Annotated in this window: 28 protein-coding genes; 12 read left to right on the top strand and 16 right to left on the bottom strand. The window is 69.0% G+C overall.

Annotated elements, in window-relative coordinates:
• Positions 1-54: 54 nt before the first annotated feature.
• Both ACTMTF_RS31685 and ACTMTF_RS31690 read left to right on the top strand, forming a co-directional pair.
• Positions 55-762, top strand: a complete 708-nt coding sequence (locus tag ACTMTF_RS31685; RefSeq protein ID WP_441113963.1) for a ThuA domain-containing protein — start codon at positions 55-57, stop codon at positions 760-762.
• Positions 747-1835: a Gfo/Idh/MocA family protein gene (locus tag ACTMTF_RS31690; RefSeq protein ID WP_441113964.1), complete on the top strand. Its 1089-nt coding sequence runs from the start codon at positions 747-749 to the stop codon at positions 1833-1835. Before ACTMTF_RS31685 ends, ACTMTF_RS31690 begins: the two co-directional genes overlap by 16 nt.
• 7 nt (positions 1836-1842) lie before the next feature.
• Here ACTMTF_RS31690 and ilvD read toward each other — a convergent pair whose 3' ends face one another.
• The 5 genes from ilvD to ACTMTF_RS31715 are packed head-to-tail and all read right to left on the bottom strand — an operon-like array spanning position 1843 to position 6909.
• The gene (ilvD, locus tag ACTMTF_RS31695; protein ID WP_441113965.1) at positions 1843-3510 is read right to left on the bottom strand and encodes a dihydroxy-acid dehydratase; all 1668 of its coding nucleotides are present in this window, start codon (positions 3508-3510) and stop codon (positions 1843-1845) included.
• A 32-nt stretch (positions 3511-3542) separates the two neighbouring features.
• Positions 3543-4910 (bottom strand): FAD-dependent oxidoreductase, encoded by a 1368-nt coding sequence (locus ACTMTF_RS31700; RefSeq protein ID WP_441113966.1) that lies wholly within the window; start codon positions 4908-4910, stop codon positions 3543-3545.
• Between the two features lie 12 nt (positions 4911-4922).
• Entirely contained in the window at positions 4923-5162 is a 240-nt protein-coding gene (locus ACTMTF_RS31705) for a hypothetical protein (RefSeq protein WP_441113967.1), read from the bottom strand.
• Entirely contained in the window at positions 5155-6252 is a 1098-nt protein-coding gene (locus tag ACTMTF_RS31710) for a hypothetical protein (RefSeq protein WP_441113968.1), read from the bottom strand. The genes ACTMTF_RS31705 and ACTMTF_RS31710 overlap by 8 nt, the downstream gene beginning before the upstream one ends.
• 9 nt (positions 6253-6261) lie before the next feature.
• Positions 6262-6909, bottom strand: coding sequence for a UGSC family (seleno)protein (locus tag ACTMTF_RS31715; RefSeq protein ID WP_441113969.1), 648 nt, complete (start codon positions 6907-6909; stop codon positions 6262-6264).
• A 194-nt stretch (positions 6910-7103) separates the two neighbouring features.
• Here ACTMTF_RS31715 and ACTMTF_RS31720 point away from each other — a divergent pair, with 194 nt between their 5' ends.
• The 6 genes from ACTMTF_RS31720 (at position 7104) to trxA (ending at position 12068) form a co-directional block, all read left to right on the top strand.
• Positions 7104-7889, top strand: coding sequence for an IclR family transcriptional regulator (locus ACTMTF_RS31720; protein WP_441113970.1), 786 nt, complete (start codon positions 7104-7106; stop codon positions 7887-7889).
• A gap of 80 nt (positions 7890-7969) precedes the next feature.
• Complete coding sequence (locus ACTMTF_RS31725; RefSeq protein WP_441113971.1) at positions 7970-9049, top strand: ABC transporter substrate-binding protein; 1080 nt, start codon at positions 7970-7972, stop codon at positions 9047-9049.
• 57 nt (positions 9050-9106) lie between these two features.
• Positions 9107-9958: an ABC transporter ATP-binding protein gene (locus tag ACTMTF_RS31730; RefSeq protein WP_441113972.1), complete on the top strand. Its 852-nt coding sequence runs from the start codon at positions 9107-9109 to the stop codon at positions 9956-9958.
• Between the two features lie 6 nt (positions 9959-9964).
• Positions 9965-10762, top strand: a complete 798-nt coding sequence (locus ACTMTF_RS31735; RefSeq protein ID WP_441113973.1) for an ABC transporter permease — start codon at positions 9965-9967, stop codon at positions 10760-10762.
• Positions 10763-10785: 23 nt separating this feature from the next.
• Positions 10786-11718: a thioredoxin-disulfide reductase gene (trxB, locus tag ACTMTF_RS31740; protein WP_441113974.1), complete on the top strand. Its 933-nt coding sequence runs from the start codon at positions 10786-10788 to the stop codon at positions 11716-11718.
• 26 nt (positions 11719-11744) lie between these two features.
• Positions 11745-12068, top strand: coding sequence for a thioredoxin (gene trxA, locus ACTMTF_RS31745; RefSeq protein WP_397014344.1), 324 nt, complete (start codon positions 11745-11747; stop codon positions 12066-12068).
• A gap of 123 nt (positions 12069-12191) precedes the next feature.
• Here the strand turns inward: trxA and ACTMTF_RS31750 are convergent, their stop codons facing one another.
• From ACTMTF_RS31750 to ACTMTF_RS31785, 8 genes are all read right to left on the bottom strand, one after another.
• A complete protein-coding gene (locus tag ACTMTF_RS31750) occupies positions 12192-12899 on the bottom strand; it encodes an alpha/beta fold hydrolase (protein WP_441113975.1) in 708 nt (235 codons plus the stop codon).
• Positions 12896-13738 (bottom strand): class III extradiol dioxygenase family protein, encoded by an 843-nt coding sequence (locus ACTMTF_RS31755; protein ID WP_441113976.1) that lies wholly within the window; start codon positions 13736-13738, stop codon positions 12896-12898. Before ACTMTF_RS31755 ends, ACTMTF_RS31750 begins: the two co-directional genes overlap by 4 nt.
• 3 nt (positions 13739-13741) lie before the next feature.
• The gene (locus ACTMTF_RS31760; protein WP_441113977.1) at positions 13742-14086 is read right to left on the bottom strand and encodes a hypothetical protein; all 345 of its coding nucleotides are present in this window, start codon (positions 14084-14086) and stop codon (positions 13742-13744) included.
• A 59-nt stretch (positions 14087-14145) separates the two neighbouring features.
• Positions 14146-15534 (bottom strand): syringate O-demethylase, encoded by a 1389-nt coding sequence (desA, locus tag ACTMTF_RS31765; protein ID WP_441113978.1) that lies wholly within the window; start codon positions 15532-15534, stop codon positions 14146-14148.
• A 158-nt stretch (positions 15535-15692) separates the two neighbouring features.
• A complete protein-coding gene (locus ACTMTF_RS31770) occupies positions 15693-16418 on the bottom strand; it encodes a 4-carboxy-4-hydroxy-2-oxoadipate aldolase/oxaloacetate decarboxylase (protein WP_441113979.1) in 726 nt (241 codons plus the stop codon).
• Positions 16415-17131 carry a PIG-L deacetylase family protein gene (locus ACTMTF_RS31775; RefSeq protein ID WP_397014331.1) on the bottom strand — a complete coding sequence of 239 codons (717 nt, stop codon included), beginning with the start codon at positions 17129-17131 and terminating at the stop codon, positions 16415-16417. The genes ACTMTF_RS31770 and ACTMTF_RS31775 overlap by 4 nt, the downstream gene beginning before the upstream one ends.
• A 132-nt stretch (positions 17132-17263) precedes the next feature.
• Positions 17264-17926, bottom strand: a complete 663-nt coding sequence (locus ACTMTF_RS31780) for a response regulator (protein WP_397014329.1) — start codon at positions 17924-17926, stop codon at positions 17264-17266.
• Complete coding sequence (locus ACTMTF_RS31785) at positions 17923-19473, bottom strand: ATP-binding protein (RefSeq protein WP_441113980.1); 1551 nt, start codon at positions 19471-19473, stop codon at positions 17923-17925. The genes ACTMTF_RS31780 and ACTMTF_RS31785 overlap by 4 nt, the downstream gene beginning before the upstream one ends.
• 210 nt (positions 19474-19683) lie before the next feature.
• On the opposite strand from ACTMTF_RS31785, the gene ACTMTF_RS31790 reads away from it, so the two are divergent.
• The 4 genes from ACTMTF_RS31790 (at position 19684) to purU (ending at position 22864) form a co-directional block, all read left to right on the top strand.
• On the top strand, positions 19684-19959 hold the full coding sequence (locus ACTMTF_RS31790; RefSeq protein WP_441113981.1) for a muconolactone Delta-isomerase: 276 nt from the start codon (positions 19684-19686) through the stop codon (positions 19957-19959).
• A gap of 228 nt (positions 19960-20187) precedes the next feature.
• Positions 20188-21063: a methylenetetrahydrofolate reductase gene (locus ACTMTF_RS31795; RefSeq protein ID WP_441113982.1), complete on the top strand. Its 876-nt coding sequence runs from the start codon at positions 20188-20190 to the stop codon at positions 21061-21063.
• The gene (locus tag ACTMTF_RS31800; RefSeq protein WP_441113983.1) at positions 21060-21983 is read left to right on the top strand and encodes a bifunctional 5,10-methylenetetrahydrofolate dehydrogenase/5,10-methenyltetrahydrofolate cyclohydrolase; all 924 of its coding nucleotides are present in this window, start codon (positions 21060-21062) and stop codon (positions 21981-21983) included. The genes ACTMTF_RS31795 and ACTMTF_RS31800 overlap by 4 nt, the downstream gene beginning before the upstream one ends.
• A complete protein-coding gene (gene purU / locus ACTMTF_RS31805) occupies positions 21980-22864 on the top strand; it encodes a formyltetrahydrofolate deformylase (RefSeq protein ID WP_441113984.1) in 885 nt (294 codons plus the stop codon). The genes ACTMTF_RS31800 and purU overlap by 4 nt, the downstream gene beginning before the upstream one ends.
• 92 nt (positions 22865-22956) lie before the next feature.
• Here the strand turns inward: purU and ACTMTF_RS31810 are convergent, their stop codons facing one another.
• The 3 genes from ACTMTF_RS31810 to ACTMTF_RS31820 all read right to left on the bottom strand — a co-directional run bounded on the left by ACTMTF_RS31810 (position 22957) and on the right by ACTMTF_RS31820 (position 24181).
• The gene (locus ACTMTF_RS31810; RefSeq protein ID WP_441113985.1) at positions 22957-23313 is read right to left on the bottom strand and encodes a hypothetical protein; all 357 of its coding nucleotides are present in this window, start codon (positions 23311-23313) and stop codon (positions 22957-22959) included.
• Positions 23314-23378: 65 nt separating this feature from the next.
• Positions 23379-23579: a hypothetical protein gene (locus ACTMTF_RS31815; protein WP_441113986.1), complete on the bottom strand. Its 201-nt coding sequence runs from the start codon at positions 23577-23579 to the stop codon at positions 23379-23381.
• Positions 23573-24181 carry a hypothetical protein gene (locus ACTMTF_RS31820; RefSeq protein WP_441113987.1) on the bottom strand — a complete coding sequence of 203 codons (609 nt, stop codon included), beginning with the start codon at positions 24179-24181 and terminating at the stop codon, positions 23573-23575. Before ACTMTF_RS31820 ends, ACTMTF_RS31815 begins: the two co-directional genes overlap by 7 nt.
• Between the last annotated feature and the right edge of the window lie 97 nt (positions 24182-24278).

Genomic DNA, 24278 nt, shown 5'->3' on the forward strand with positions numbered 1-24278 from the left:
TGGTATGAGATGCGACGATTTGAGTCGTTATCCAGCTGAACGATGGGCGAACGCATGACAGACGAACACGGCCGGAAGGCTCTCGTGGTGCGGGGCGGGTGGGACGGACACGTCCCGGTCGCCGCCACCGAGCTTTTCATCCCCTACCTGGAGAAGAACGGGTTCGAGGTCGTCCGGTCAGAATCTCCCGCCCCGTACGCGGACGCGGAGTTCATGGCCGGGGTCGATCTCATCGTGCAGTGCTACACGATGGGCACGATCCAGGCGGAGGAGCTCAAGGGCCTGGAGGCGGCGATTCGCGCCGGCACCGGAATGGCGGGCTGGCACGGGGGCATCGCCGACTCCTTCCGCAACTCCTCCGACTATCTGCACCTGATCGGCGGGCAGTTCGCCTGCCATCCGGGCAAGGACCCGACGCTGGAGGGCATGGGCACGCAGGAGCACAATTTCGTGCCGTACACCGTCACCATGGTGCCCGAGGCGGCCGATCACCCCATCACCAAGGGCATCGCCGACTTCGACCTCGTCACCGAGCAGTACTGGGTGCTGACGGACGACTACATCGACGTGCTGGCCACCACGACCCAGAAGATCCGCCCCTGGGACCCCTGGCACCGGGAGGTCACCTCGCCGGCCGTCTGGACCCGGCAGTGGGGGAGCGGCAGGATCTTCGTCGCGACCCCGGGCCACAGCCTCGACGTCCTGCAGGACGACAACGTGCGCACCATCATCGAGAGGGGCATGTCGTGGGCCAGCCGGTGAACGTCGGCGTCGTCGGGTGCGGGGCCATCTCGGCCCAGTACTTCCCCACCATCGACCGGCTGCCGGGGCTGCGGCTGGTGGCCGTGGCGGACCTGGACCCCGAGCGGGCGCGTGAGGCCGTGCTCCCCTACCCGGGGGTCGACGTCCTGTCCGTGGCGGAGCTGCTCGCGGACCCGCGCGTCGACGTCGTGCTCAACCTCACCATCCCCGCCGCGCACGCCGAGATCGCGCTCCAGGCCATCGCGGCGGGCAAGGACGTCTACTGCGAGAAGCCCCTGGCCGCGACCGCGGAGGACGCCGAGCGCATCCTGCGCGCCGCCGACGCCGCCCGGGTGCGGGTGGGGTGCGCGCCGGACACGGTCCTGGGCACCGGTACGCAGACCGCGCGCAAGGCGATCGACGACGGCCTGATCGGCGCACCGATCGCCGCCACCGCGACGATGATCACGCCCGGCCACGAACGCTGGCACCCGAACCCCGACTTCTACTACCTGCCGGGCGGCGGCCCGCTCCTGGACATGGGCCCCTACTACGTCACCAGCCTGGTGACGCTGCTCGGCCCGGTGGCGTCGGTCATCGGCGCGGCCAGCCGCACCCGGTCCAAGCGCAGGATCGGCTCCGGCCCGCGCCAGGGCGAGGAGATCCAGGTCACGGTCGACACCCACGTCACCGGAGTGCTCGTGCACGCCTCGGGGGCGCTGTCCACCCTGGTGATGAGCTTCGACGGGACGGCGACCAGGGCGTCCAACATCGAGGTGCACGGGGAGAAGGGCTCACTCGTCGTGCCCGACCCCAACTATTTCGACGGCTCCGTCCTGGTGTCGGGGCCGGACGGCTGGCGGGACCTCCCCGCCTCGGCGGGCTACGCCGAGGCGGGGCGCGGGGTCGGGCTGGCCGACTTCGCGTCGACCCCGGCGGGTCAGGAACCCCGTGCCGGGGGAGCGCTGGCCTTCCACGTGCTCGACGTCATGGAGGCGTTGCTGTCCTCGGCGCACACCGGCGTCGCCGTGAACGTCACGAGCACCTGCGAACGCCCCCCGCCGGTCTACCTGCGGCCGAGCGAAGAGGCGTAAGAGAGACTCACTTGCCCAGGGTCGCGCCCTGGGCAAGTGGGCTCACCGTGCGGGCGTAGACCGAGAGCCAGCTGCAGCCGGCCGGGGCGGCGAGCGCGGGAAAGGCCGCGCGCCGCTCGGCCAGCTCGGCCTCCGGCACCTCCAGGTCGATCGTGCGGGTGTCCACGTCGACGCTGATCACGTCGCCGTCCCTGACCAGCCCGAGCGGGCCGCCGACAGCGCCCTCCGGGCTCACCTCGGCCACCACCAGGCCCTTGTTGACCAGCCCGGACATCTGCCCGTCGGTGACCACGGCCACCTGGTCGCCCAGGCCCGCGCCGTCCAGGGCGAAGATGAACGCCGAGGTCAGGCCCATGCCCGGCGAGCCACGCAGGCCCAGTCCGGTCAGCACGAGAACCTGGCCGGGACGCACCTCGCCGGCGCGGATGCCGGCGATCCCCTCCTCACGGGAGCGGTAGACCTTGGCGGGACCGGTGAAGCGGTGCACGCCGTCGTCGGAGACCGTGCGCTTGACGACGCCGCCGTCGGGCGCCAGCGTCCCCCGGACGATGACGATGCCCGGGTGGCGGGCCAGCGGCCGGTCCAGCGGGCTGATCACGTCGGAGTCCACCCGGTCGACGCCCGCGAGGGCTTCGCCGAGGGTGGGGCCGGCCACCGTGGGCTGGTCGAGGTCCAGCATCGGGCCGAGCTCGCGCAGCAGGCCGAGCGTGCCGCCGGCCGCCTCGAACTCGTCGATGCGCCGCTCGCCGTTCGGCTTCACCGCGGTGAGCAGCGGCACCTTCGGCGCGAGCTCCTCGAACAGGGCGTAGACGTCCACGTCGGTGCCGGCCTCCACCGCCACGGCCTGGAGGTGCTTCAGCGTGTTGACCGAGCCGCTGATCGCCAGCATCGCGGTGACCGCGTTGCGGAAGGCCCCGGGCAGCAGGATGTCGCGCGGCCGGATGTCCTCGTTGATCAGCTCGACGATGCGCTGCCCGGCCGCGGCCACGGTCTGCCACATCCTGGGGCCGTTGGCCAGCACCGGGGTGCTGCCGGGCAGGGCCATGCCGAGCGCCTCGGTGGCGATGTGCATGGAGTTGGCCGTGCCCATGCCCGCGCAGACGCCGGGGCCGGTGATCGCGCAGCTGCTCATCTCGGCCAGGTCGCTGACGGTCATCCGGCCCGAGGCGACATGGCCGGCGTAGAGGAAGACGTCCTCGAAGTCGACGTGCTCGCCGCGGAAGACGCCGGACGGCTGGTAGCCGCAGGCGACCACGATCGTCGGGATGTTCAGCCGGCCGGCCGCCATCAGGTGCGCGGGCGTGGTCTTGTCGCAGGACGCCAGGCAGACCATGCCGTCCAGGAGCGCGCCCTCCGCCGCCACCTCGATGTCGCCCACGATCAGGTCCCGGCTGGGCAGGATGTACTGCCCGGCCGCGCCGGCGCTGGTGATGGCGTCGCTGGGCGCGGCCGTGCGCACCTCGAACCCGATGCCGCCGGCCTCGCGGATCGCCTTCTTCAGCGGGCCGACGATGTCGTCCAGATGGCTGAAACAGCTCGCCAGGTCGGACGAGCTGTTCACGATCGCGATCTTCGGCTTCTCCATGTCCTCAGGGGTCAGCCCGAGCGCCGTCCACTGGGCGCGGCGCATGGCCCACCTGGTGGTCCCCGGCTCGAAGTTGCTGCGCAGAATCACGGGCTGACTCACTGGCTGACTCACGGGCTGACTCACTGGGCGACTTCTTCCCGGCCGAGGTAGACCCCGGCCTTCTCGAGCTTGAGCTGCAGCGCCGCCACGTCGATGTCGCCACAGGCGACACCGGCGTCGAGCGCCAGGTCGGCCGCCGTGCCCGCCGCCTGTCCCATGACGAAGCACGGGCCGGTCACCCGGGCCGCGGAGGCGGCGTCATGGGTCAGCGACGCGCACCGACCGGCCACGTACAGGTTGGCGACCCGCTCAGGGACGATCATCCGGAACGGGAGCTGGTTGAAGCCGCGCGGGTTCTCCCCGCGCTGGAAACGGAAGTCGACCGTGCCGGCGACGTGCGCCTCCACCGGCCAGCCGTTCACGCCGATGGTGTCCGGGAAGTCGGCGCAGTCGAGCACGTCGTCCTCGGTCAGCCGGTAGCGGCCGATGACGCGCCGGGTCTCCCTGATGCCGATCTGCGGCGCCAGGTCGACGATGTAGGAGTCGCCGAATCCCGGGGTGTTGTCGCGGATGAAGGTGAACGCGTCCAGCACCTGCTGGCGGCCCTGCAGCTCGCCGTGGGTGAGCTCGTCCACGTCGGTGCCGTCGACGGCGCTGCCGTCCGGGTTGCTGAGCTGGGTGAGGTTGGCGCGCCACTCCAGCGGGTTGCGCTGCGGCCGGACGATCGGCTTCTTGCGCGGGAACGTGTGCGTCCCGGCCCGCTCGGCGGCGTCCATCAGCCGCTCGACCGTGCGCCACGGCTTGTCCCCGGCTGCTGCGGCGTCCACGCCGTTGATCCGGAACATCAGCGACGGGTACAGCAGCCCGTTGTCGGCCGGCGACTTCTCGAACGGCACGCCGGCCCACGCCGACACGTCGCCGTCGCCGGAGGCGTCGATGAAGATCCGGCCGCGCACCGCCGCGCGGCCGGACTTGGACTCGATCAGCACCGCCTCGATGGTGTCCTCGTCGGACATCACCACGCCGACCGCGAGCGCGTGGAAGAGCAGGCGAGCCCCCGAGCCGCCCACCAGCTCATCCGCGGCGATCTTGTAGCTGGAGATGTCGAACGCCTGGGCCTGGATGCCGTCGTTGATGGTCAGGTGCGGCTTGGACAGCCCGTCCAGCTTCTCCAGCCGGTCCAGGAGCTCGTCGGCGAGGCCGCGGATGACCCGCCGATGCTCGCCGTACACCTTCGCGTGCAGCCCGCAGAACGTGCTCAGGCCACCCGCGGTGCCCGCGCCGCCGAGAAAGCCGTACCGTTCCAGCAGGATCACCGAGCGGCCGGTGCGGGCCGCGGCGGCCGCGGCCATGATCCCCGCGGGCCCGCCGCCCACGACCACCACGTCGAACTCGCCGTACACGGGCGTTCGGTGGCTCGGCTCGATGATCGTCATCGGTTGGTCCACGGGCTTGCTCCTTTAATGCTCTGCCGGCATCACGACATGGTCGAGCTGGTACGGTGTCGGCTCGAGTGCGTCGGACATGATCGATTCCATGATCGGCAGCGGCACCAGGCAGTCGGCGCACGCGTCGGCGCCGGCCACGATCTCCACCACCACGCGGTTCTCGCCCGCCACGGAGTAGGTCAGCTCGTACCCGTCGGTGGCCATCAGCTCGCGGAACTTCTCCAGCGCGCTGTCCAGCACCGGGCTAGACATCTTCCGGCACCTGAACGGTCGACGGGGTGTCCCCGCGACGGCCGAACGTCTCGATGACGGCGGAGACACCGGCGTTGTTGGCGCCGGCGACCATCACCACGACCGAGGAGGGCACCTTCAGCGCGGGCACCCTGTCCGGGGTGTCGGTGGCGCTGGCCTCGTCGGGGATGGCGTCCGGGTGGCCGGACGGCAGCCGCCAGCGGGTGTGCTGGGAGAGCGCGTCCTTCCCGACCGCGACCAGGTCCTCCCGGGAGTTCACCGCGTTGTCGAAGATGAACTGCCGCACGTCGTCCTTGCTCCAGCCGGCCCGGCCGAACAGCTGCGCGTGCTCGGGGCCGAGGACCACGAGCGCGCTGCTGGTCTCGTGCAGCAGGGCGCCGGTGCGGCGGATGGAGTTCGCCAGGTCCAGGCCGAGCTGCTCGGGCTTGCCGGTGTGCCGGGCCTCGATGTGCATGTTGGACCGGAAGACCATCGCGGTCACCGTGCTGGCGGCCGGGTCGAAGCCGTGCTCGACGTGCAGCGGCTCCCAGGGGCTCTCCTCCTCGTTCTCCGCGATGCAGGCGGAGTACTTGCCCAGCGTGGCCTGGGTGGCCTGGTCCAGGTGGTGCGGGTGCAGGCCGAAGACGTTGATGGAGGCGAGCCGGATGGCGCGGCCGAGGGTCGCGTTGGCCCGGAAGCCGGAGCCGAACACGTTGCCCTTGCTGTTGAAGCCGAGCCGCTCACGGACGGGACCGTTCACGATCAGCAGCGGCGCGGTGCCCGTGGTGCTCTGCCAGATGCCCCGCTTCGGGTACGGCTCCGCGGCGGTCGCCTCCCAGGCGGCCAGCACGACGGGGAAGTACTCCGGCAGGCAGCCGGCCATGGCCGCGTTGATGGCCGCGAGCCGGATGGTGAGGCTCCGGTTCAGGTGCGGCATCGTGAACAGGACTTCGTCCGGATCACGGTTGACCTGGGACAGGAACTCGGCCAGGTAGGACTCGGTGACCGGCACCACCGGCAGGCCGTCGGTCCACTGGCGGCTGTTGTAGTACTCGAGGGTCGAGCGGATCTCCGCGGCGTCGGCCAGCGGAGCCTCGATCAGTGTGCTCATCTCTACCTTTCAGGATTCCACGCCGAGGACGCGCAGCACCTCGGGCATCAGGGCCTGCATGCGGCCACGGATCTCTTCCTCGTTGAGACTCGCCACGGGGTGCTGCGCGGCGAGGAAGTCGAACCCGGGGAAGCCCTGGACCTTGGCCATGGCGGCGCCGGACACCAGGAACGAGTCCGAGACGATGCTCACGGTGGGCATGCCCAGCCGCTCCAGCAGGATTCCGTCCGCGACGGTGGCCGCGCTGCACGAGCCACAGTCGCCGACTGCCGTGATCACTACGTCGCATTCCTCGACGATCTGCTTGAGCAGGTCGTCCTTGGCCGGCGTGCCGAAGTAGTCCTTGGTGTACAGGATGGACTCGCCGGCGCCGAAACGACGCTGAAGCTCGCCCGCGATCTCCTGCAGCAGCAGCACGGCGTTCGGCTTGGTGTTGTCCAGCATGCCGATCCTCAGCCCGCGCAGGCTGGTCGGCCGTGGTGCGAGGGTGCTGTCCGTCGCCCTCTCGTCAAAGCCTGTGGGATCGAGTAGCTTTTCTCGTCCTGCCATGTCCCCAACGCCTCCAGCTCGTGAGGTTGAGGGCGCAACGTAGTGCTGTGTCGCACGCGCCCGATGTTGACAAGTTCGCTCCACCGGCCGGGTGATGACTACCTGCATTTCCGTATAACGGAAGGCTGGATCCGCACAATCTTGCGAGGCGGCAAGGCGGTTGGCCGGCGTCCGGCAGCCCGGGATGATGGGCGATCAAGGGTCTGCCGGCGTGTTCTGCGCCACATCGGCAGATAGCCTGAGATATGCCGCTACCTGCCCGAATCGTACGCAGGGAAACGGTGGTGGAAGGAGCGATGGAGATGACGAACGAGCGGCGATCCGTTCTCCATCGAGCGTTGCGGATCCTGGAGACCCTCAAGGACGCGCCGAACGGTCTGAGTCTCTCCGACATTAGCCGCCGCTCCGGCGTGCCGCTCACCACCGCCCACCGGATCGTGGGCGAACTGCACGACTGGGGCGCGCTGGAGCGCGACAGCGTCGGCGTCTACCGGGTCGGGCTGCGGCTGTGGGAGGTGACGTCGGTCACGCCCAGGTCGGTGGGCCTGCAGCGGGTGGCCCTGCCGTTCATGCAGGACCTGTTCGAGACCACCCACCGCGGGGTGCACCTGGCGATCCGGGAGAAGGACCAGGTGGTGTTCGTCGAGCGCTTCCTGAGCCCGGAGACGGCCACCGACCGGACCCGGCCGGGCGTGCGGTACGAGCTCCACGTCACCGCGATCGGGCTCATCCTGCTCGCGCACGCGCCGCTGGAGCTCCAGAACGAGGTGCTGACCGGGCCGCTGACGGTGCCGGACTGGGCTCCGCCGGTCACCGAGCGTGAGGTGCGGCAGAAACTCGCCGACATCCGCCGCCTGGGTTACGCGACCACTCCGGTTCGCCAGGAGTACATCTCGGTCGCCGCTCCGATTTACGGCCAGGCCGGTACGGTCGTGGCGGCGCTCTCCGTCATTCTGCCGAACACCGAATCGTACGGACCGCGACTCGCGCACCTCCAGGGCACGGCCCGGGGCATTTCACGCGCATTGGGTGCTCCGCAGAGACGAACAGGTTACGCCCTGCCTTCCGATATGCGGAAAGGCGGGTAGTCATTACGCCAATGTGGCGCAAGTCTCAAGTCGGTCGGCTGGGGCTGTGAGCCGACCTGAACACACCTAGGAGAACGATCGTGCCCAACACTCCCCACCCTTCGCTCTCGCTCAGCCGCAGGTCCTTCCTCAAGCGCTCCGCCCTGACCGTGGGGATGGCGACGGCGGGGTCGGGTCTGCTGGCCGCGTGCGGCTCGGACGAGCCCACAGGCGCCGAAGCGGAGGGCGGCCTCAAGCCGTTCACCTTCCTCAGTGGCATCCCGCTGGAGACCCTGTCGATGGCGATCGAGCTGTACGCGGTGGCCGGCGGTTTCTTCGCCAAGCACGGCCTCGACGTCACCCTGCAGCCGACGAAGGGCACGTCGCAGGCGATGCAGACCCTCCTGTCAGGCGTCGCGCCGGTCACCCGCCTGGGTCAGATGGAGGTCATGTCGGCCATCACCGACTCCAACCAGCCGCTGATCAACATCGGCACCTGCTTCCGCACCTCCGCCGTGCGCTTCGTCTACAGCAAGGAGAGGCATCCGGTGGAGAAGCCGGAGGACCTCGTCGGCCAGACGATGGGCGTGCCCTCCGAGGGCGGCAACAGCGACAAGGTCGTCTCCCTCGTGATGGCCGCCGGCGGGCTCGACCCGAAGCAGTGCAAGCGCCAGGTCGTGGGGCTCACTCCGGGCACGTTCAGCCTGGTCAAGCAGGGCCGGATCGTCGGCTACGTGACGACCGTCGACGTCGCCAACATCCTGGTGGGCCAGGACCCCGACGTGGGTGTGTTCGACCCCGCCAAGTACGCCAAGGCCGACGCGCAGGTCTACGTGACCACGAAGGACGCCCTGGTCAAGGACGCGGAGGACCTCCGCAAATTCCTCGCGGGAGTGAACGACTCGCTGGCGGCGCTGGTCGCGGACACGAACTTCGACAAGGCGATCCCGATCCTGCGGGAGAAGTACTCCTTCGCCACGCTCGACGACGACAAGATCGCCAGGGCGAGCCTGACCATGCTGCGCAACGGCTGGATGGGCGGAGACATGAGCGGGCCTCTGCTGACCTCCGACGAGGAGGCGTGGACCGCCGGCTACAAGGAGCTCGTGGACGCCGGGATGGTCAAGGCCGGCGGCACCCCTGCCTCTTGGTACGACAACAGCTTGCTGCCCAAGACCTAAGGGCCAACAGGGATTGACAGGACGGATCTATGAACGAGATGGACGGGAGGAGCCGGGATGGCAGCGGACAGCGCCAGGACGGTTGATCAGACCGCGGGAGCTCGGCCGGCCGCGTCACCCGGGCCGACCAAACTTGAGCTGATCGGGATCGGCAAGGAGTTCCGGACCAAGCGCGCGCACACGCAGGCGCTGTCCGGCATCGACCTGACCATCAGTGACGGCGAGTTCGTCTCGGTCATCGGGCGATCGGGTTGCGGGAAGACCACACTGCTGAGGATGCTCGCGGGGCTGCTCAGCCCATCGGCCGGCCAGATCCTCATCGAGGGCAGGTCACTGTGGGACGGCACCAAGGTGGACACCTCCGTCGTGTCCCAGCTCGGCGTGGTGTTCCAGGAAGCGAACCTGTTCCCCTGGTACTCCGTCGCGGAGAACATCGCGCTGCCGCTGCGGCTGCGCGGTGACGCCAAGGCCGAGCGGCTGGCCCGCGCCGCCGAACTCGCCGATCTGGTCGGCCTCGGCGGGTTCGAGAGCTCCTACCCCCGTGAGTTGTCCGGTGGCATGCGTCAGCGGGTCGCCATCGCCAGAGCGCTGAGCACCCGGCCGAAGCTGCTGCTCATGGACGAGCCGTTCGGCGCCCTGGACGCGCTCACCCGCGAACGCATGAACCTCGAACTCCAGCGCATCGCGCTGGCCACCCAGGCCACCGTGGTCTTCATCACCCACGACATCACCGAGGCGGTCTTCCTCGGTGACCGCGTGGTTCACCTGACGCCGCGGCCCGGCCGCATCCGCCAGGTGAAGACCGTCGACTTCCAACGCCCGCGCTCCATCGACGTGCAGACGGAAGCGGCGTTCGGCGCCATGGAACGGGACCTGCGCCATGCGCTCGACGAAGACGAGAAGGGCTGAGCGGCGATGAACAACGATCGAGTCCGCAAGCTGCTGCCCTGGGTGAGCACACCGATCATCCTGCTGGTGTTCTTCGTCGCCTGGGAGGTGTTCGTCCGCGTCTTCGAGGTCTCCCCCCTGGTGCTGCCGCCGCCGATGGCCGTACTGGAGAGCTTGACCGAGGTCGTCGTCGATCCGGAGACGTGGGAGCACGCGGGGGTCACGGCCGCCGAGACCATCGGCGGGTTCCTGATCGCCCTGGTGACCGGTGTGGCGGTCGGCGTGGTGCTCGGCAAGGTGGCGTGGATCGAGCTCAGCCTCCGCCCGCTCATCGTCGCCTCCCAGGTCGTGCCCAAGGTGGCTCTGATCCCGTTGTTCGTGATCTGGTTCGGCTTCGGCATGACCAGCAAGGTGATCATGTCCGCGATGCTGGCCTTCTTCCCGATCATGCTGAACGTGCAGCTCGGCGTCCGCTCGGTGGACAAGGGGCAGCGCGAGGTCATGCGCAGCCTCAACGCGACCCGATGGCAGACGTTCAACCACCTGGAGCTGAAGAGCACCATGCCGTACGTCTTCGCGGGCATGGAGGTCGGCATCGTGCTGGCCATCATCGGCGCGATCGTCGGCGAGTACCTCGGCGGCAACGAGGGCCTCGGCTATCTGGTGGTGCGTACGCTCAACGAGCTCGACGCGCCCGCCCTGTTCGCCACGATCATGTTGCTCTCGGTCCTCGGCCTGGTGCTGTACTTCGCGGTCAACAGCCTCAAGCGGTTCGTGATCCCCTGGCACGAGTCCGTATACGGTCAGCACGACGTTAACGGTTAACGGTTCCTGAGAAGGCGAGTTCGTTGAGCGACACCCGTAATCTGATCATCATTGGGTCGGGCCCGGCCGGCTACACCGCGGCCGTCTACTCGGCCCGAGCGGAGCTCAAGCCGCTCGTGTTCGAGGGCTCGGTCACCGCCGGTGGCGCCCTGATGAACACCACCGACGTGGAGAACTTCCCCGGCTTCCCGGACGGCATCATGGGGCCCGATCTCATGGGCAACTTCCGCAAGCAGGCCGAGCGGTTCGGCGCGGAGCTGGTGGCCGACGACGTCATCGAGGTCGACCTGGCGGCCACCCCCAAGGTCGTCAAGACGTACACCGACACCTACTACGCGCACGCGGTCATCCTGGCCAACGGCTCCGGCTACCGCGAGCTCGGCCTGGAGAACGAGAAGCGCCTGTCCGGCCGGGGTGTCTCCTGGTGCGCCACCTGTGACGGCTTCTTCTTCCGCGACCAGGACATCGTGGTCGTGGGCGGCGGCGACACGGCGATGGAGGAGGCCACTTTCCTCACCCGGTTCGCCCGGACCGTCACCGTCGTGCACCGCAGGGACACCCTCCGGGCCAGCAAGATCATGCAGGACCGGGCGCTGGCCAACGAGAAGATCCGCTTCGTCTGGGACAGCGAGGTCGCCGACGTCCTCGGCGACGACAGGGTGACGGGCGTCCGGGTCCGCAACCTGAAGACCGGCGAGGAGAGCGAGCTCGCGGTCACCGGCCTGTTCGTCGCCATCGGCCACGACCCGCGCACCGAGCTGGTCAAGGGCCAGGTGGCGCTGGACGACGAGGGTTACGTGCTGGTGGACGCGCCGACGACGCGGACCAGCGTCGACGGGGTGTTCGCGGCGGGCGACGTCGTCGACCACACCTACCGCCAGGCGATCACCGCAGCCGGAACCGGGTGCGCCGCCTCGCTCGACGCCGAGCGCTGGCTGTCCCACCACCACGCGTGACCGCATCGATCAAGAGGGAGACAACCGTGGGCGCCGTCAAGATCGTGACCGATGGAAGCTTCGAGGCCGACGTCCTCAACAGCGACAAGCCCGTGCTGGTCGACTTCTGGGCCGAGTGGTGTGGTCCGTGCCGTCAGCTCGGGCCCGTCCTGGAGGAGATCGCCGCGGAGAACGCGGACAAGCTCACCATCGTCAAGCTGAACGTCGACGAGAACCCTGTGACCGCCCGGGACTACGGCATCCTCCAGATGCCGACGATGAACGTCTTCCGGGGCGGCGAGGTCGTCAAGAAGATCACCGGTGCCAAGCCCAAGGCCGTGCTGCTGCGCGAGCTCGACGGCATCATCTGACGCCCGCCCAAGCCCCCGCGTATCCCACACGGGGGCTTCGCCGTACGAGAATGTGAAGCCGTACGGGAACGTGAGAAGGCCCTGGCCGCCGAATCGGCGGCCAGGGCCTTCTCTCTCGTGTCGTTACTCCGCGGCGACCCGCTGCAGCAGCGCCGCGAGCTCCTCGGGCGCGGTCACCATGGCCTCGTGGCCGGTGCCGATCTCGTGCACCGGCCAGCCGCGCGCGGCGGCCCGCTCGGCGTGCGGGGTGAACACCCGCATCCAGTCGACGCACTCGATGAACGCCGCCGGCACCTGCTCGCCCTTGCCCGTCAGCCGCAGCGGCTCGGTGTAGGTGAGCCACGGGTGCGGGGTGAGCCTGGGGGAGAGCCAGTCGAGGTCGGCCTGCTCGGTGACCCCGAGGACGCTCAGCTTGCGCACCGGGATGAGCCAGCCGAACCCGGGCCCCGCCACCGACTCCCGGTAGTGGCCGGCGATCGTGGCGGGCAGCAGGTCGATCGCCGCCTCCCCGTCGTCGCCGACGAAGGCGTCCAGGTGGATCCGCTTGGCCAGGCGCTCGCCGATGCGGTCCGCGACGCCGGTCACGACCTGCCCGGCGTAGCTGTGCCCGACGAGCACCACATCGCGGGCGTCGTACGCCTCGATGAGGGAGACGACGTCCTGAATGTGCGTGCCGAGCCCGACCTGCGGGTTCAGCAGGTGAGCGCGGTCGCTCACACCGGTCAGCGTCGGGGCGTGCACCTGGTGGCCGGCCGCGCGCAGCAGCGGGGTCACCCGCTGCCACGCCCAGCCGCCGTGCCAGGCCCCGTGGAGCAGGACGAACGTACTCATGCGTTCTCGAGAACGATCATCCCGGCCCCGGTCATCGAGGCGGGCACGAAGTAGTGCGAGAACTTGGCCACCACGTCGGGGTTGAGCGCCCCCCGCATGACGAGCCACATGATGAGCTCGGCTCCCTCACCGCCGAAGGTGTCGACGTACTGCTGCCGGCTCCAGCCGGCGAGCTTGTCGGGGTTCTCCGCGATGTCGATGAGGAACTGCCGGTCGGCCGGCGGGTTCACGAACCCGGCGCGGGCGCCCTGGAGCTGGTGCGACAGGCCGCCGGTGCCGAGCACCACGAACTTCTCGTCGCTGTCGTAGTTCTCGATCGCCCGGCCCAGCTGCTTGCCCAGGTCGTAGAGGCGGGCGGGCAGCGGGATCGGGTACTGGAGCACGTTGACGAAGATGGGCACGACCTTCACCGGCCACGCCTCCTCCGGCTTGCCCCAGAAGAGCTCCAGGGGCACCTGCAGGCCGTGGTCGACCTTGATCTCCTGGATGATCTCCGGGTCGAAGTGGTTCTCGACCAGGGTGTCGACCAGGTGCCAGGAGAACTCGCTGTGGCCTGTGAACGAGGGGATGGCCCGCGGGCCCCAGCCCTCGTCGACGATCTGGTACTCGTCGGCGCAGCCGACCCCGAAGGTGGGGACCCGATCGAGGAACATGGCGTTGTAGTGGTCGTTGAAGACCACCACCGCGACGTCGGGCTTCTGCTCCCGGACCCATTCCTGGGCGGGCACGTAGCCGTCGAAGAACGGCTTCCACTCAGGCGTGTCGCGCAGGCCCTTGTCGAGCGCCACCCCGATCGAGGGAACGTGTGAGGTTCCCATTCCCCCCACAAGTCTTGCCATCTCCTACACCTTCTTCCCGAGCCTGTCCCGCAGGAACGACTCGTGGTCCATGTCCACCTGGTGGGCACCGATCTCGGTGATGCGAACCGGGTCCACCGCGGTGATCTTCAGGATGAAGAAGAGGTTCCCGCCGAGGCGGATCATCTCCTTCCAGTTCCTGGTCAGCACGGCGGTCTTCTCTTCGTCGCTCAGCCCGAAACGGTCCAGGTAGGCGGGCTCGTCGGCCTTGAACGCCTCCCGGTTGACCGGGTCGCCCAACCCCATGGCCATCTTGTTCATGCGGTAGCCGCGAAGCTGGCGCTGCCGGTCGAGGATGGGGGTGTCGGGTATGCGATCTGGTTCGCCCATGGGCATCTCCCTCGTCTTCGCAGTGCTTCGAACTTCGCAGCCGACGCACCGTTGGTCAATCAGGCGGTCGCGCGCCAGCCGCCGTCCGCGTAGATCTTGCGGGCGACCTCGGTGTAGGGGACCGGGCTGACGGTGGCGCTGATCTCCACCTGGGTGTGCGGCTCGACGGTGAGCTTGCCGGTGCCGCCGTCGGGCTCGCCCCACACGAGGGACACCTGGGCGCCTGGCTCGGCGTGCTCGACGTCGAGCATGGCCAGGGTCAGCATCTTGCGCTCGTTGGAGCTGTAGCCGATCCAGGTGGAGATGCCGGCGGGCTCGCCGTGCGCCTTCACCAGGTCGTACGGGTGCATCGAGTAGACCGCGGACGGGTACTCGACCCACTTGGCGTTCGACCCGCGCTCCAGCTGCGATTCGACGACCTTGAGGAAGTCGGCGTTGTCCAGGGCCAGCGTGACCTTCTTGCGGTGCGGGCCGTCGGCCTTGGCCTCCAGCGCCTCACGGCCGATGAACTCGTGGTCGAACTTGACGAAGTTGCCGTAGCCGAGGTCCCACGGCGTCAGGTAGTAGTCCTCGATGTCGTCCGAGACGAAGCTGCCGCCGATGGAGGCGGCGGCCTCGTAGCCGTCGGACGGCAGCCACTGGCGGTAGGCCTTGAGCGACTCGCCCGTGTAGATCGCCGGGAGCGGCGAGGGGATCCAGCCGGACTCCAGGGTGTTGGAGGAGTAGGCCCGGCCGCCGACCAGCCGCATGCCGAACTCCTCGCCGGCCTTGACCAGCGCCTCGTGCACGGCCTCGCCCTCGGCCCACGGGCCGAACAGCTCGTAGCCGGGCTGGCCCGCCATGCCGTGGCGCAGCGCGCGGACGGTCTTGTCCGCGATCCGCATGGTCGTCATGTGGAAGAACTTCAGCTCGGGCGCCGACGCGCCCGTCACCTTCTCGATCACCTTGGAGGCGTTCGGCCCCTGGATCTGGTAGCGGTAGTTCCTGCGGTTGAACGGGTCCGGGCGGGCCGCCGAACGCTCGTCGAGAGTCGTCTCGACGTCGTAGCCGCCGGTCTCGGCGTGGAAACGCACCCAGTTGATCGCCGGAATGCGGCCGACCAGGTTGAAGCTGTTCTCCGCCAGGTGGAAGAGGATGACGTCGCCGATGACGTAGCCCTCGGGGGTGACGGGCACGAACTGCTTGGCGGTGTCGACGGGGAACTTCGCGAAGCTGTTGACGCCCAGGTAGGACAGCAGTTTCAGCGCGTCGGGGCCTTCGACCAGCAGTTCGACCATGTGGTACGACTGGTTGAAGAGCACGCAGGTGTTCTGCCAGGCCTGCTGCTCGTCGCGCCAGTTGGTGTACTCCGGCGGGACCCCAGGATAGGCATTCGGTCCGACGGGAAGATTGCGGAAATGAGCCGCGAGATTGGTGTTCGCGCCATTGAGAATGTCTTGGAGGCTCATCGGGGGTTCCTTATTCTAGGGGGTTCGCTATACGCATATTTCGAGGCCTGACCTGGATGTTACGGAGGAGGGATCAGGCGGCGACATATGCAATTGACGGCTCCTGCGGAGATGGCGGACCTACGTCGTCTAGGACAAGTGACGTAGGCCCGCGGCCGTCATCGCTCGTCTGATTCGTCTGATTCATCCGGGGCGTCGACGTAGCGGACGCCGAGCCGGTCCAGGGTGGCGCGCAGGCCGTACAGGTCCAGGCCCAGGACCCCGTTGCGGAACTGCTCGCGCTTGTCGGCCTCGTTGGCCATGCGTTCGGTGGCCTTGCCCGCCACCGCGGTCGCGTCCTGGCGGGCCACGACGAGAACTCCGTCGTCGTCGGCCACGATGACGTCACCAGGGGCGATGAGGGCGCCGCCCAGGACGACGGGCACGTTGACGGAGCCGGGGCTCGCCTTCACCGTGCCCTGCGAGCTGATGGCCCGTGACCACACCGGGAAGCCCATCTCGGTCAGGTCGGCGACGTCGCGCACGCCCGCGTCGATGATCAGGCCGGCGACGCCGCGGGCCTTCAGCGCGGTGGCGAACAGGTCGCCGAACATCCCGTCGTGCGACAGCGAGGTGGTGGCCACCGCCAGGACGTCGCCCTCGCCGCACTGCTCGATCGCCGCGTGGATCATCAGGTTGTCGCCGGGGTGACTCAGCACGGTGACCGCGCGACCGGCGATGCGCGCGCCGGAGTAGATCGGGCGCAGCACGGGGTCGACCAGGCCGCGGCGGCCCATGGCCTCGTGGGTGGTGGCCACCCCGGCCTCGGCGAACACCTTCACGGCCGCGGCGTCCGGGCGCACCCGGGTCCGTACGATGATGTGCCCGTCAGAAAAACCGCTCATACCAGCTCATCTCCCACCACGGGGAACACCCGCTGGTAAGCCTCGGCGTGCACGACGTCGCCGGGCGCTCCATTACGACGGGCCTGGACGCCGCGCCGTCTCCCGAGCTCGGTGTAGTACTCGATCAGGTGATGCTGGGCGGACATCACCTCCATCGCCTTGCGCTTGCGATCGAAGACCGGCGTGATGTCCAGCAGCATGTTCGGTACGAATCCGCACACCTCAGGCTGGTGCGGCTCGAACATCTGCACCTGCGCCGCCCCGATCGGCTCGGTGGTGCGGTCGTGGCCCATGGCCTGTGCCACCATGCGGGTGGCCAGCGAGGTCTCGTGGGCGATGTTGTGGTCGCGGTTGTAGGGGTCGTTCGCGACGTGGGTCAGCAGCGTGTCGGGCTGGAGCTCGCGCAGCGTCGAGACGATCCGGTCACGGGCCTCGTCGGTCACGACCAGCGGGTAGTCGCCCAGATCGTAGAAGTCGACCTGGACCCCGAGCGCTTCGGCGGCCGCCTCGGCCTCCTCGCGGCGGACCCGCTTCACCGTCTCCATGTCCATGCCGGGCTTCTTCCACAGGCCCTGCGCCTCGCCTCGCTCACCGAAGCTGAGACAGATCACCCGTACGGAGTCGCCTCGCGAGGCAGCCAGAGCCAGCGCGCCGCCCGCCCGCCACACGAAGTCCCCCGAATGGGCTGTGATCGCCACAATCGAGCGAGCCACCCGAGATCCCGTCATACCGCTGCTACCCGCTTTCCATCGACCGTGCCGCCTGGTCCTTCGAACGCTACAGATCAGGTGCCCACGATGGATCGCGCAATTGACCGCGCTGACGTACGACAAGTGACGTAGGCGTCAGGACGGCGGGTCGACCAGCCCCTCGCGCATCGCGGCGAGGACCGCCTGGGTGCGCGAGCGCAGCCCGAGCTTGCCCAGCAGGTTGCTCACGTGCGTGCGCGCCGTACGCTCGCTGATCACCAGTTTCGCGGCGATCTCCCGGTTGGAGCGGCCCTCCGCGATCAGCACGAGCACGTCCCGCTCCCGGCTGGTCAGCCCGGCGACGCCGCGCTGCGGCGCGCGCATCTTCTGCACCAGTCGCCGCGCCACGGCGGCGTCCAGGAACACGTCGTCGTTGGCGGCGGCGTAGATCGCGGCGGCCACGTCCGACGGCCCGGCGTCCTTCAGCAGGTAGCCGGCCGCGCCGTGCTCCAGGGCGGCATGGATGCGCTCGACCTCGCCGAAGCTGGTCAGGATGACCACGCGGACGGTCGGGAACCGCTTGGCGATCTCCGCCGTCGCCTCCACCCCGTCCATCTTCGGCATCATCAGGTCCATCAGGGCCACCCGCGGCAGCGGCTGCCGCCGGACCTTCAGCGACTCCAGGCAGTCGAGCGCCTCGCGCCCGTTGCCCGCCTCGCCGACCACCTCGACGTTGTCCAGCGCCTCAAGATAGGCGACGACGCCACGCCGGACCACCGCGTGGTCGTCCACCACCAGGACGCCGATGGTGTCGCTCACTTCTGCTTCCAGACGGTCGTACGGGGGCCGCCGTGGAGTCCCGTCGGCAGCGAGGGCGGCAACGGAAGCACGAGGCACACGGTCGTCCCCTTGCCGGAGCCGGACCGGGTCGTCAAAGTGCCCGCCCATCGGTTGGCACGCTCCTTCATCGCTGTCATACCGAAACCACCCTCCTCTGCGGGAACGTCCGCATTCTGTGCCAGCAGGCCACGCCCGTCGTCGGTGACCTCGCCCGTCAGCCACCGCTGCGTCCCGCGCCTGGTCAGGCTGAGGTCGATGGTGACCGTAGAGCCGTGCGAATGCTTGACGCTGTTGTGCAACGCCTCCGCGATCACGCGGTAGGCGTCCTCCTGGAGCTCCGCCTCCAGGTCATCGAGCTCGTCGTGCGGGTCGCTGATCGAGACCCGCACGTCGAAGCCGGTACGGCTCATCGTCGACTCGGCCAGGGCCAGGAGCGACTCCGACAGCCCCTGATCGGCATGGGCGGTGGGGTGCAGGTCGGTCACCATCGCCCGCAGGTCGGTCAGCACCGCCTTGGAGATGTGGCCCAGCTCCCGCGCCACCCGCATCACGTACGCCGAGTCCACGACCGTGTCGCGCCCGGACAGCATGTTGAGCGACTCCACCTGCATGCCCATCGAGAAGACGTTCTGCACCACGGAGTCGTGCAGGTCACGCGCCAGCCGCTGGCGCTCCTCCCGGCGCGCGACCTCCCGCTCCCGCTCCAGCAGGGCCGCGTAGTCCACCGCCTGCGACGCCTGCTCCGCGATCGCCAGCAGGAAGTCCAGGGCGGTCTTGGTGATCTCCTGGCCCGGGGCGAAGTAGGCGTTCAGGATGCCGACGGGTTCGCCGCGCACCATCAGCGGCACGCTCGCGAACCAGTCCCACTCCGGATAGCGCATGTACTCCTGCAGCGGACCCCACGCCGGGTCCGTCATGATCGCGTCGTAGCGGTGCGGCACCACGACCGGCTTGCGCGTGGTGAACGCGTCGATCATCCGCAGCTCGGCGCCGGATTCGAGACACTCCAGGAGAAGGTCGAAGAAGTTCTCCGCCTGGCCGAAGCCCGCGGTGCCCATGACCCGGAACCGCTCACTGGTGGAGTTGACCGTCAGGATCTGCACGCTAGCCATCGCGTCGGCCTCCAGCACCTCCTTCGCCAGCGCGTCCAGCGTGCTGCGCAACGACCGCTTGGCGGCCACCCGGCTCGCCGCACTGGCGATGGCGGCCAGCCTGCGCTGGTGCCGCCGGCTCTCGGTGACGTCCCTGAACGCCACGATGCGCTCGGCACGACCGGCGAGCCGGCTGACCCGGAACGCGAACTCCCGCCGCGGCCCCGACTCCGGCTCCCACACGGTGACGGCCTCCGCCTCCGCGTCACCCGCCTGAGCCGGCGGGAACGGGGACGCCGCCCCGGCGACACCCGCCGGGTCCAGCCCGCACAGCGTGATCGCCGCCGGATTGGCCTGCACGAAGCGCCCTTCCGGATCGATCACCGCGAGACCGTCCGGCGTCTGCTCAAGCAGGGTGCGCGGGTCGAACATCATGGACGTCCTCCTCGCACGTCAAGTCACTAACCCCCATGATGCCCCCGTTCTCCGGCAACAGCACCACTTCGACCAGCACGTACACCATTTGACGTAGACGCCGGCTCCGCGAGGCACACAGCGGCGTGGCCCGGCGTCCGATGACGTCGTACGACGAGAGCTCTAGCGTCGCTCACTGGTACGTTGACAACGGCACACTGAGAGGCAGCGATGGAGTTCCTGGTTCGTTTCGAGACCCGGCTTCCCGACAGCATGGACGACGCCGAGCGCAAGCGGCTCAAGGACGCCGAGCGCGCCCGTGCCATGGAGCTGCGTGAGGACGGCGTCCTGAAGAGGCTCTGGCGGGTGCCGGGACGGCGTGCGGTCATCGGCCTCTGGGAAGCCCCCGACGCCACCGTCCTGCATGACGCGCTGGCGTCCCTGCCGCAGTTCCCGTGGATGGACGTGACCGTCGAGCCGCTCGCCACCCACCCGCAAGAAGCCTGACACCTTTCATCCCGAGGTCACTCCGGGGCACCCGTTCTACGTCACTTGTCGCATTCCGGCTAGGACGGGCGCAGGCGTAAGAGCCGTCATCCGCGTCGTTTCTCTGACCAGGCCGATGCCTACTGTCGGTAGTGGAGCCCGATGCCCGGCGTCCCCCGCCGGCCTGCGTCCCCGGCGTCTGCCTGCTCGATGAAAGGTCTCTCTCACCATGCCCGCAAAGAGTCTGTGATGACCAGCCTGCGTACCGGCGGGACCGGACCGGCGCCCACCCGCCGCCAAGCACTCGCGCAGGCGCTGAACGCGATCAGCTACGAGATCCTGCCGTTCGGGAGCACCGAGGACAAGGTCCTCGAACACGTGCCGGCCGGCATCTCGATGACGGTCACCACCACCGAGGCCAAGGGCCTGGGCCCCACCCTCGACCTGGCCCAGAAGCTGGCCGGTCACGGATACACGGTGGCCCCGCACCTCGCCGCCCGCCTGGTCAGGGACGAGCGGCACCTGATCGACATCGTCGCCCAGCTGCGCGAGGCCGGCATCGACGGCATCTTCGTGATCGCCGGCGACGCCCCCACACCCGCCGGCGATTTCCACGACGCCTACTCGCTGCTGGAGAAGCTCGACGCGAACGGGCACCACTTCACCCGGATCGGCATCGGCGGCTACCCCGAAGGCCACGGCACCATCAGCGACGAGCTGATCGACCGCGCCATCGACCTCAAGTCGACGTACGCCACCCACATCGTCACCCAGCTCTGCTTCGACGCCGACACGACGACCACCTGGGCGCGCAAGCTCAAGCTTCGCGGCGTCGAGCTGCCGATCTACGCCGGCATCCCCGGAGCCGTCAGCCGGCAGAAGCTCATCCGCATCTCCGCCGGCCTGGGCCTCGGCCAGTCCGCCCGCTTCCTCAAGAAGCAGCAGAACATGCTGTGGCGCTTCTTCCTGCCCGGCGGATACAGCCCCGACAAGCTGTTCGAGCGCCTCGCCCCGCGCGTCTCCGAGGCGGAGACGAACCTCGCCGGATTCCACCTGTTCACCTTCAACGAGCTGGAGAAGACCGAAGCATGGCGGCGCAAGCTGCTGGCCCGAGTCGGCTCATGAGTGCCCAGGTCATCGACGGGCGAGCCTGCGCACGCGCCCTCAAAGCGAGCGTGGCGGCCGAGATCGAGCAGCTGAGGGAGGAACGCCTGCCCATCGGTCTCGCGACCGTCATGGTGGGCGGCACCTACGGCTCGCTCGCGTACGAGCGCCGCCTGCGCCGGCTCGCCGCCGACCTCGACGTGCCGTACGTCCCCCGCAAGCTGCCCGTCACCGTCTCCCAGGCCGAGCTCGACGACACCATCGCCGAGCTGAACGCCGCCCCCGGCGTGTCCGGCATCCTCATCCTCCGCCCACTGCCGCCGCACCTCAGTGAGGCCGCCACCTTCCAGTCCATCCACCCCGCCAAGGACATCGAGGCCGTCCACCCGCAGAACGCCGGCCTCCTCGCCCTCGGCGTCCCCCGTTACGTCCCCTCGACGGCGGCCTCGGCCTACCACCTGCTGGACACCTGGCTCGACTCCGTCGGCGAGGACCGGGCGGACTTCTACCACCGCTCGCTCATCGTCGTCGTCGGCCGCTCCAACAACGTCGGCAAACCCGCCGTCTCCCTCGGCTACGACCGGCAGGCCGCCGTCGAGTCGATCGACGAATGGGCCAGCCGCACCGGCACCCTCGGCCGCCACACCCGCCGGGCCGACGTCCTCATCGTCGCCGCGGGCCGGCCCGGCCTGATCCGGGCGGAGCACGTGAACGACCACGCCGTCGTCATCGACGTCGGCATCAACCCGCGGACCGGCCCCGACGGCGTCACCCACATGGTCGGCGACGTCGACCACGACACCGTCGCCCCCCGCGTCCGCGCCATCACTCCCGTCCCCGGCGGAGTCGGCCCCGTCACCGACGTGTGGCTGCTGCGCAACACCGTGGCCGCCGCCCGGCTGAACAGCGCCCGCCTCCTCAGCAGCCAGGAGCCCTCATGACCGCCACCGCCGAAGCAGCCCGCTCCACCGGGCAGTACGTCCTCATGCTGTCCTGCCCCGACACCCCCGGCATCGTGTACGCGGTCGCCGGATTCCTCGTCGAGCGGCAGTGCACCATCGTGCAGAGCCAGCAGTTCGACGACCCGGACAGCCGCACCTTCTTCATGCGCGTCCAGTTCAGCCACGCCGAAGGCGAGGCGCTGTCGGTGTCGGACCTGCGACGCGACTTCGCGGAGGTGGCGTCCCGCTTCGGGATGACCTGGCGCCTCGGCGACGCCGCCGCCCGCCAGCGCGTCCTGATCATGGTGAGCAAGTTCGGCCACTGCCTCAACGACCTGCTCTACCGCAACTCCGTCGGCGAGCTGAACATCGACATCGCGGGCGTCGTCTCCAACCACCCCGACCTCGCCGTGCTGGCCGACAACTACAGCGTGCCCTTCACCCACATCCCGGTCACCCCCGACACCAAGCCCGAGGCCGAGGCCCGCCTCATGGAGATCGTGGAGACCGAGAAGGTCGACCTCGTCGTCCTCGCGCGCTACATGCAGATCCTCTCCCACGACCTGTGCAAGCAACTGGAGGGCCGCGCGATCAACATCCACCACTCGATGCTGCCCAGCTTCAAGGGCGCCCGCCCGTACCAGCAGGCCTACGACCGAGGCGTCAAGGTCGTCGGAGCCACGGCCCACTACGTCACGGCCGACCTGGACGAGGGGCCGATCATCGAACAGCAGATCATGCGGGTGGACCACGCGATGAGCGCGGACGAGTTCGTCGCCCGCGGCCGTGAGACGGAATGCCGGGCCCTGGCCCGCGCGGTCCGCTGGCACACCGAGAACCGCGTCGCCCTCAACGGCCACAAGACCGTCGTCCTGCACTGATTTTTCCTGGTGCAGCCATTCTGAGTCGGTCTCGCGGATCGCCGGCGATCTCCGGAGAGCGGGACCGGCACAGGGGGCTGGGTCCAGGACCCTCAGGTGCTTTCGCCGACCGGAAGCCCGCGTCCCCATGTCTGCTCAACGGCGATGCGGGTGAGCCAGCCGAGACCGGCGGTGAACAGTGGCGGCCAGATGATCGGGCCGAAGCTGTAGCCGACCAGTATCGCGAGCGGAATCCACACCCGGTGTACGGCTTGATAGGGCACTCCGGGCGGACGAACCCCGGCGAGTCGCGCCAAGTCGGGCAGCGCGAAGAACGCCAGCGCGGCGGCCGTGGTCGGCAGGCCGTACTTGGCACTCTCGAAAACCGCGAACGCGGCCAAGAACAGGGCGAACGCTCCCCAGCAGATACGGCGCAGCAGACCACCGGCAACCGGGTCGGGCTGCGCCACATCATCGCGCGTCTGTCCCGTTGTCTTACGTACAGCGTACGCCGAAGATCTCGAAGTGAGGCGGCTTACGTAGGCGGCCGGTGTTCGTCCGGGGTGCGGAGTCGCTCGGCGTCCTGGTAGGCCCTGGTGACTGCGGCGATCATGGCCAGCAGCGAGAGGATGGGCACCACGGGCCAGACGATGCCGCCCGGTAGGAAGAAGACGAAACCCATCGGGGCGGCGGCCACGAAGACCCATACGCCGGGCTCTCCGGGCACCCTCACCATTGCATCTCCCAGATGTACCAAGGGCCTTGGATGTGCGTGTAGTCCGTGTGGCTTTCCTGGGCCGGTGGGGCCTTCGGGCTCCAGCCGAAGCCGTACTGGCTCAGGAAGCCGGTGCCGCTCACCAGGAAGTGCGCGCCGTCCGCCGTCCGGCTGATCGATGTCAGTGGGTAGAGGCCCACCCACTGGTCGGCGTGGTCGGTTGATTCGGGACTCGACGCGACCGTCCGGGCGAAGCTCTCCAAACTGCTCTCCGACAGTGCGAACCGGGCTTTGAACGGCAGATCGGCGTACACCGAACCGATCACGGCCCCCGCCAGGACCGGCGCCGCCGCCCAGCGGACCCAGTGCCGGCGCAGCATGGGCCGGCCGTCCGACCGGAACAGGGCCACCACGAACCGGGCGACCCACACGATCACCATGCCGTACGTCAGCCCGAGACCCAGCAGCATCAACTCCAAGGGGCCGCCGCCCGGCATGCTGGTGCCGTTCAGGATGATCAGGGCCACCAGGACGGTAAGGGGAAGCAGGACCTTCCCCGGAGGGCCGATCAGGATCCGGGTGAGCGCCGGTAACGGTGGCTGGAGGGTGGCGTTTTCGGGCACGCCAGAGGGTATCGCGCCGCTGTGGTGCCGATCACATGCTGTGTGTGGATTCCTCCACAGTTGATCGCTGGGGTTCTCCGTAACGTTCGTGCTGTCG

This window comes from Nonomuraea sp. ZG12, assembly GCF_052068115.1.
In the GTDB taxonomy this organism is placed as follows: domain Bacteria; phylum Actinomycetota; class Actinomycetes; order Streptosporangiales; family Streptosporangiaceae; genus Nonomuraea.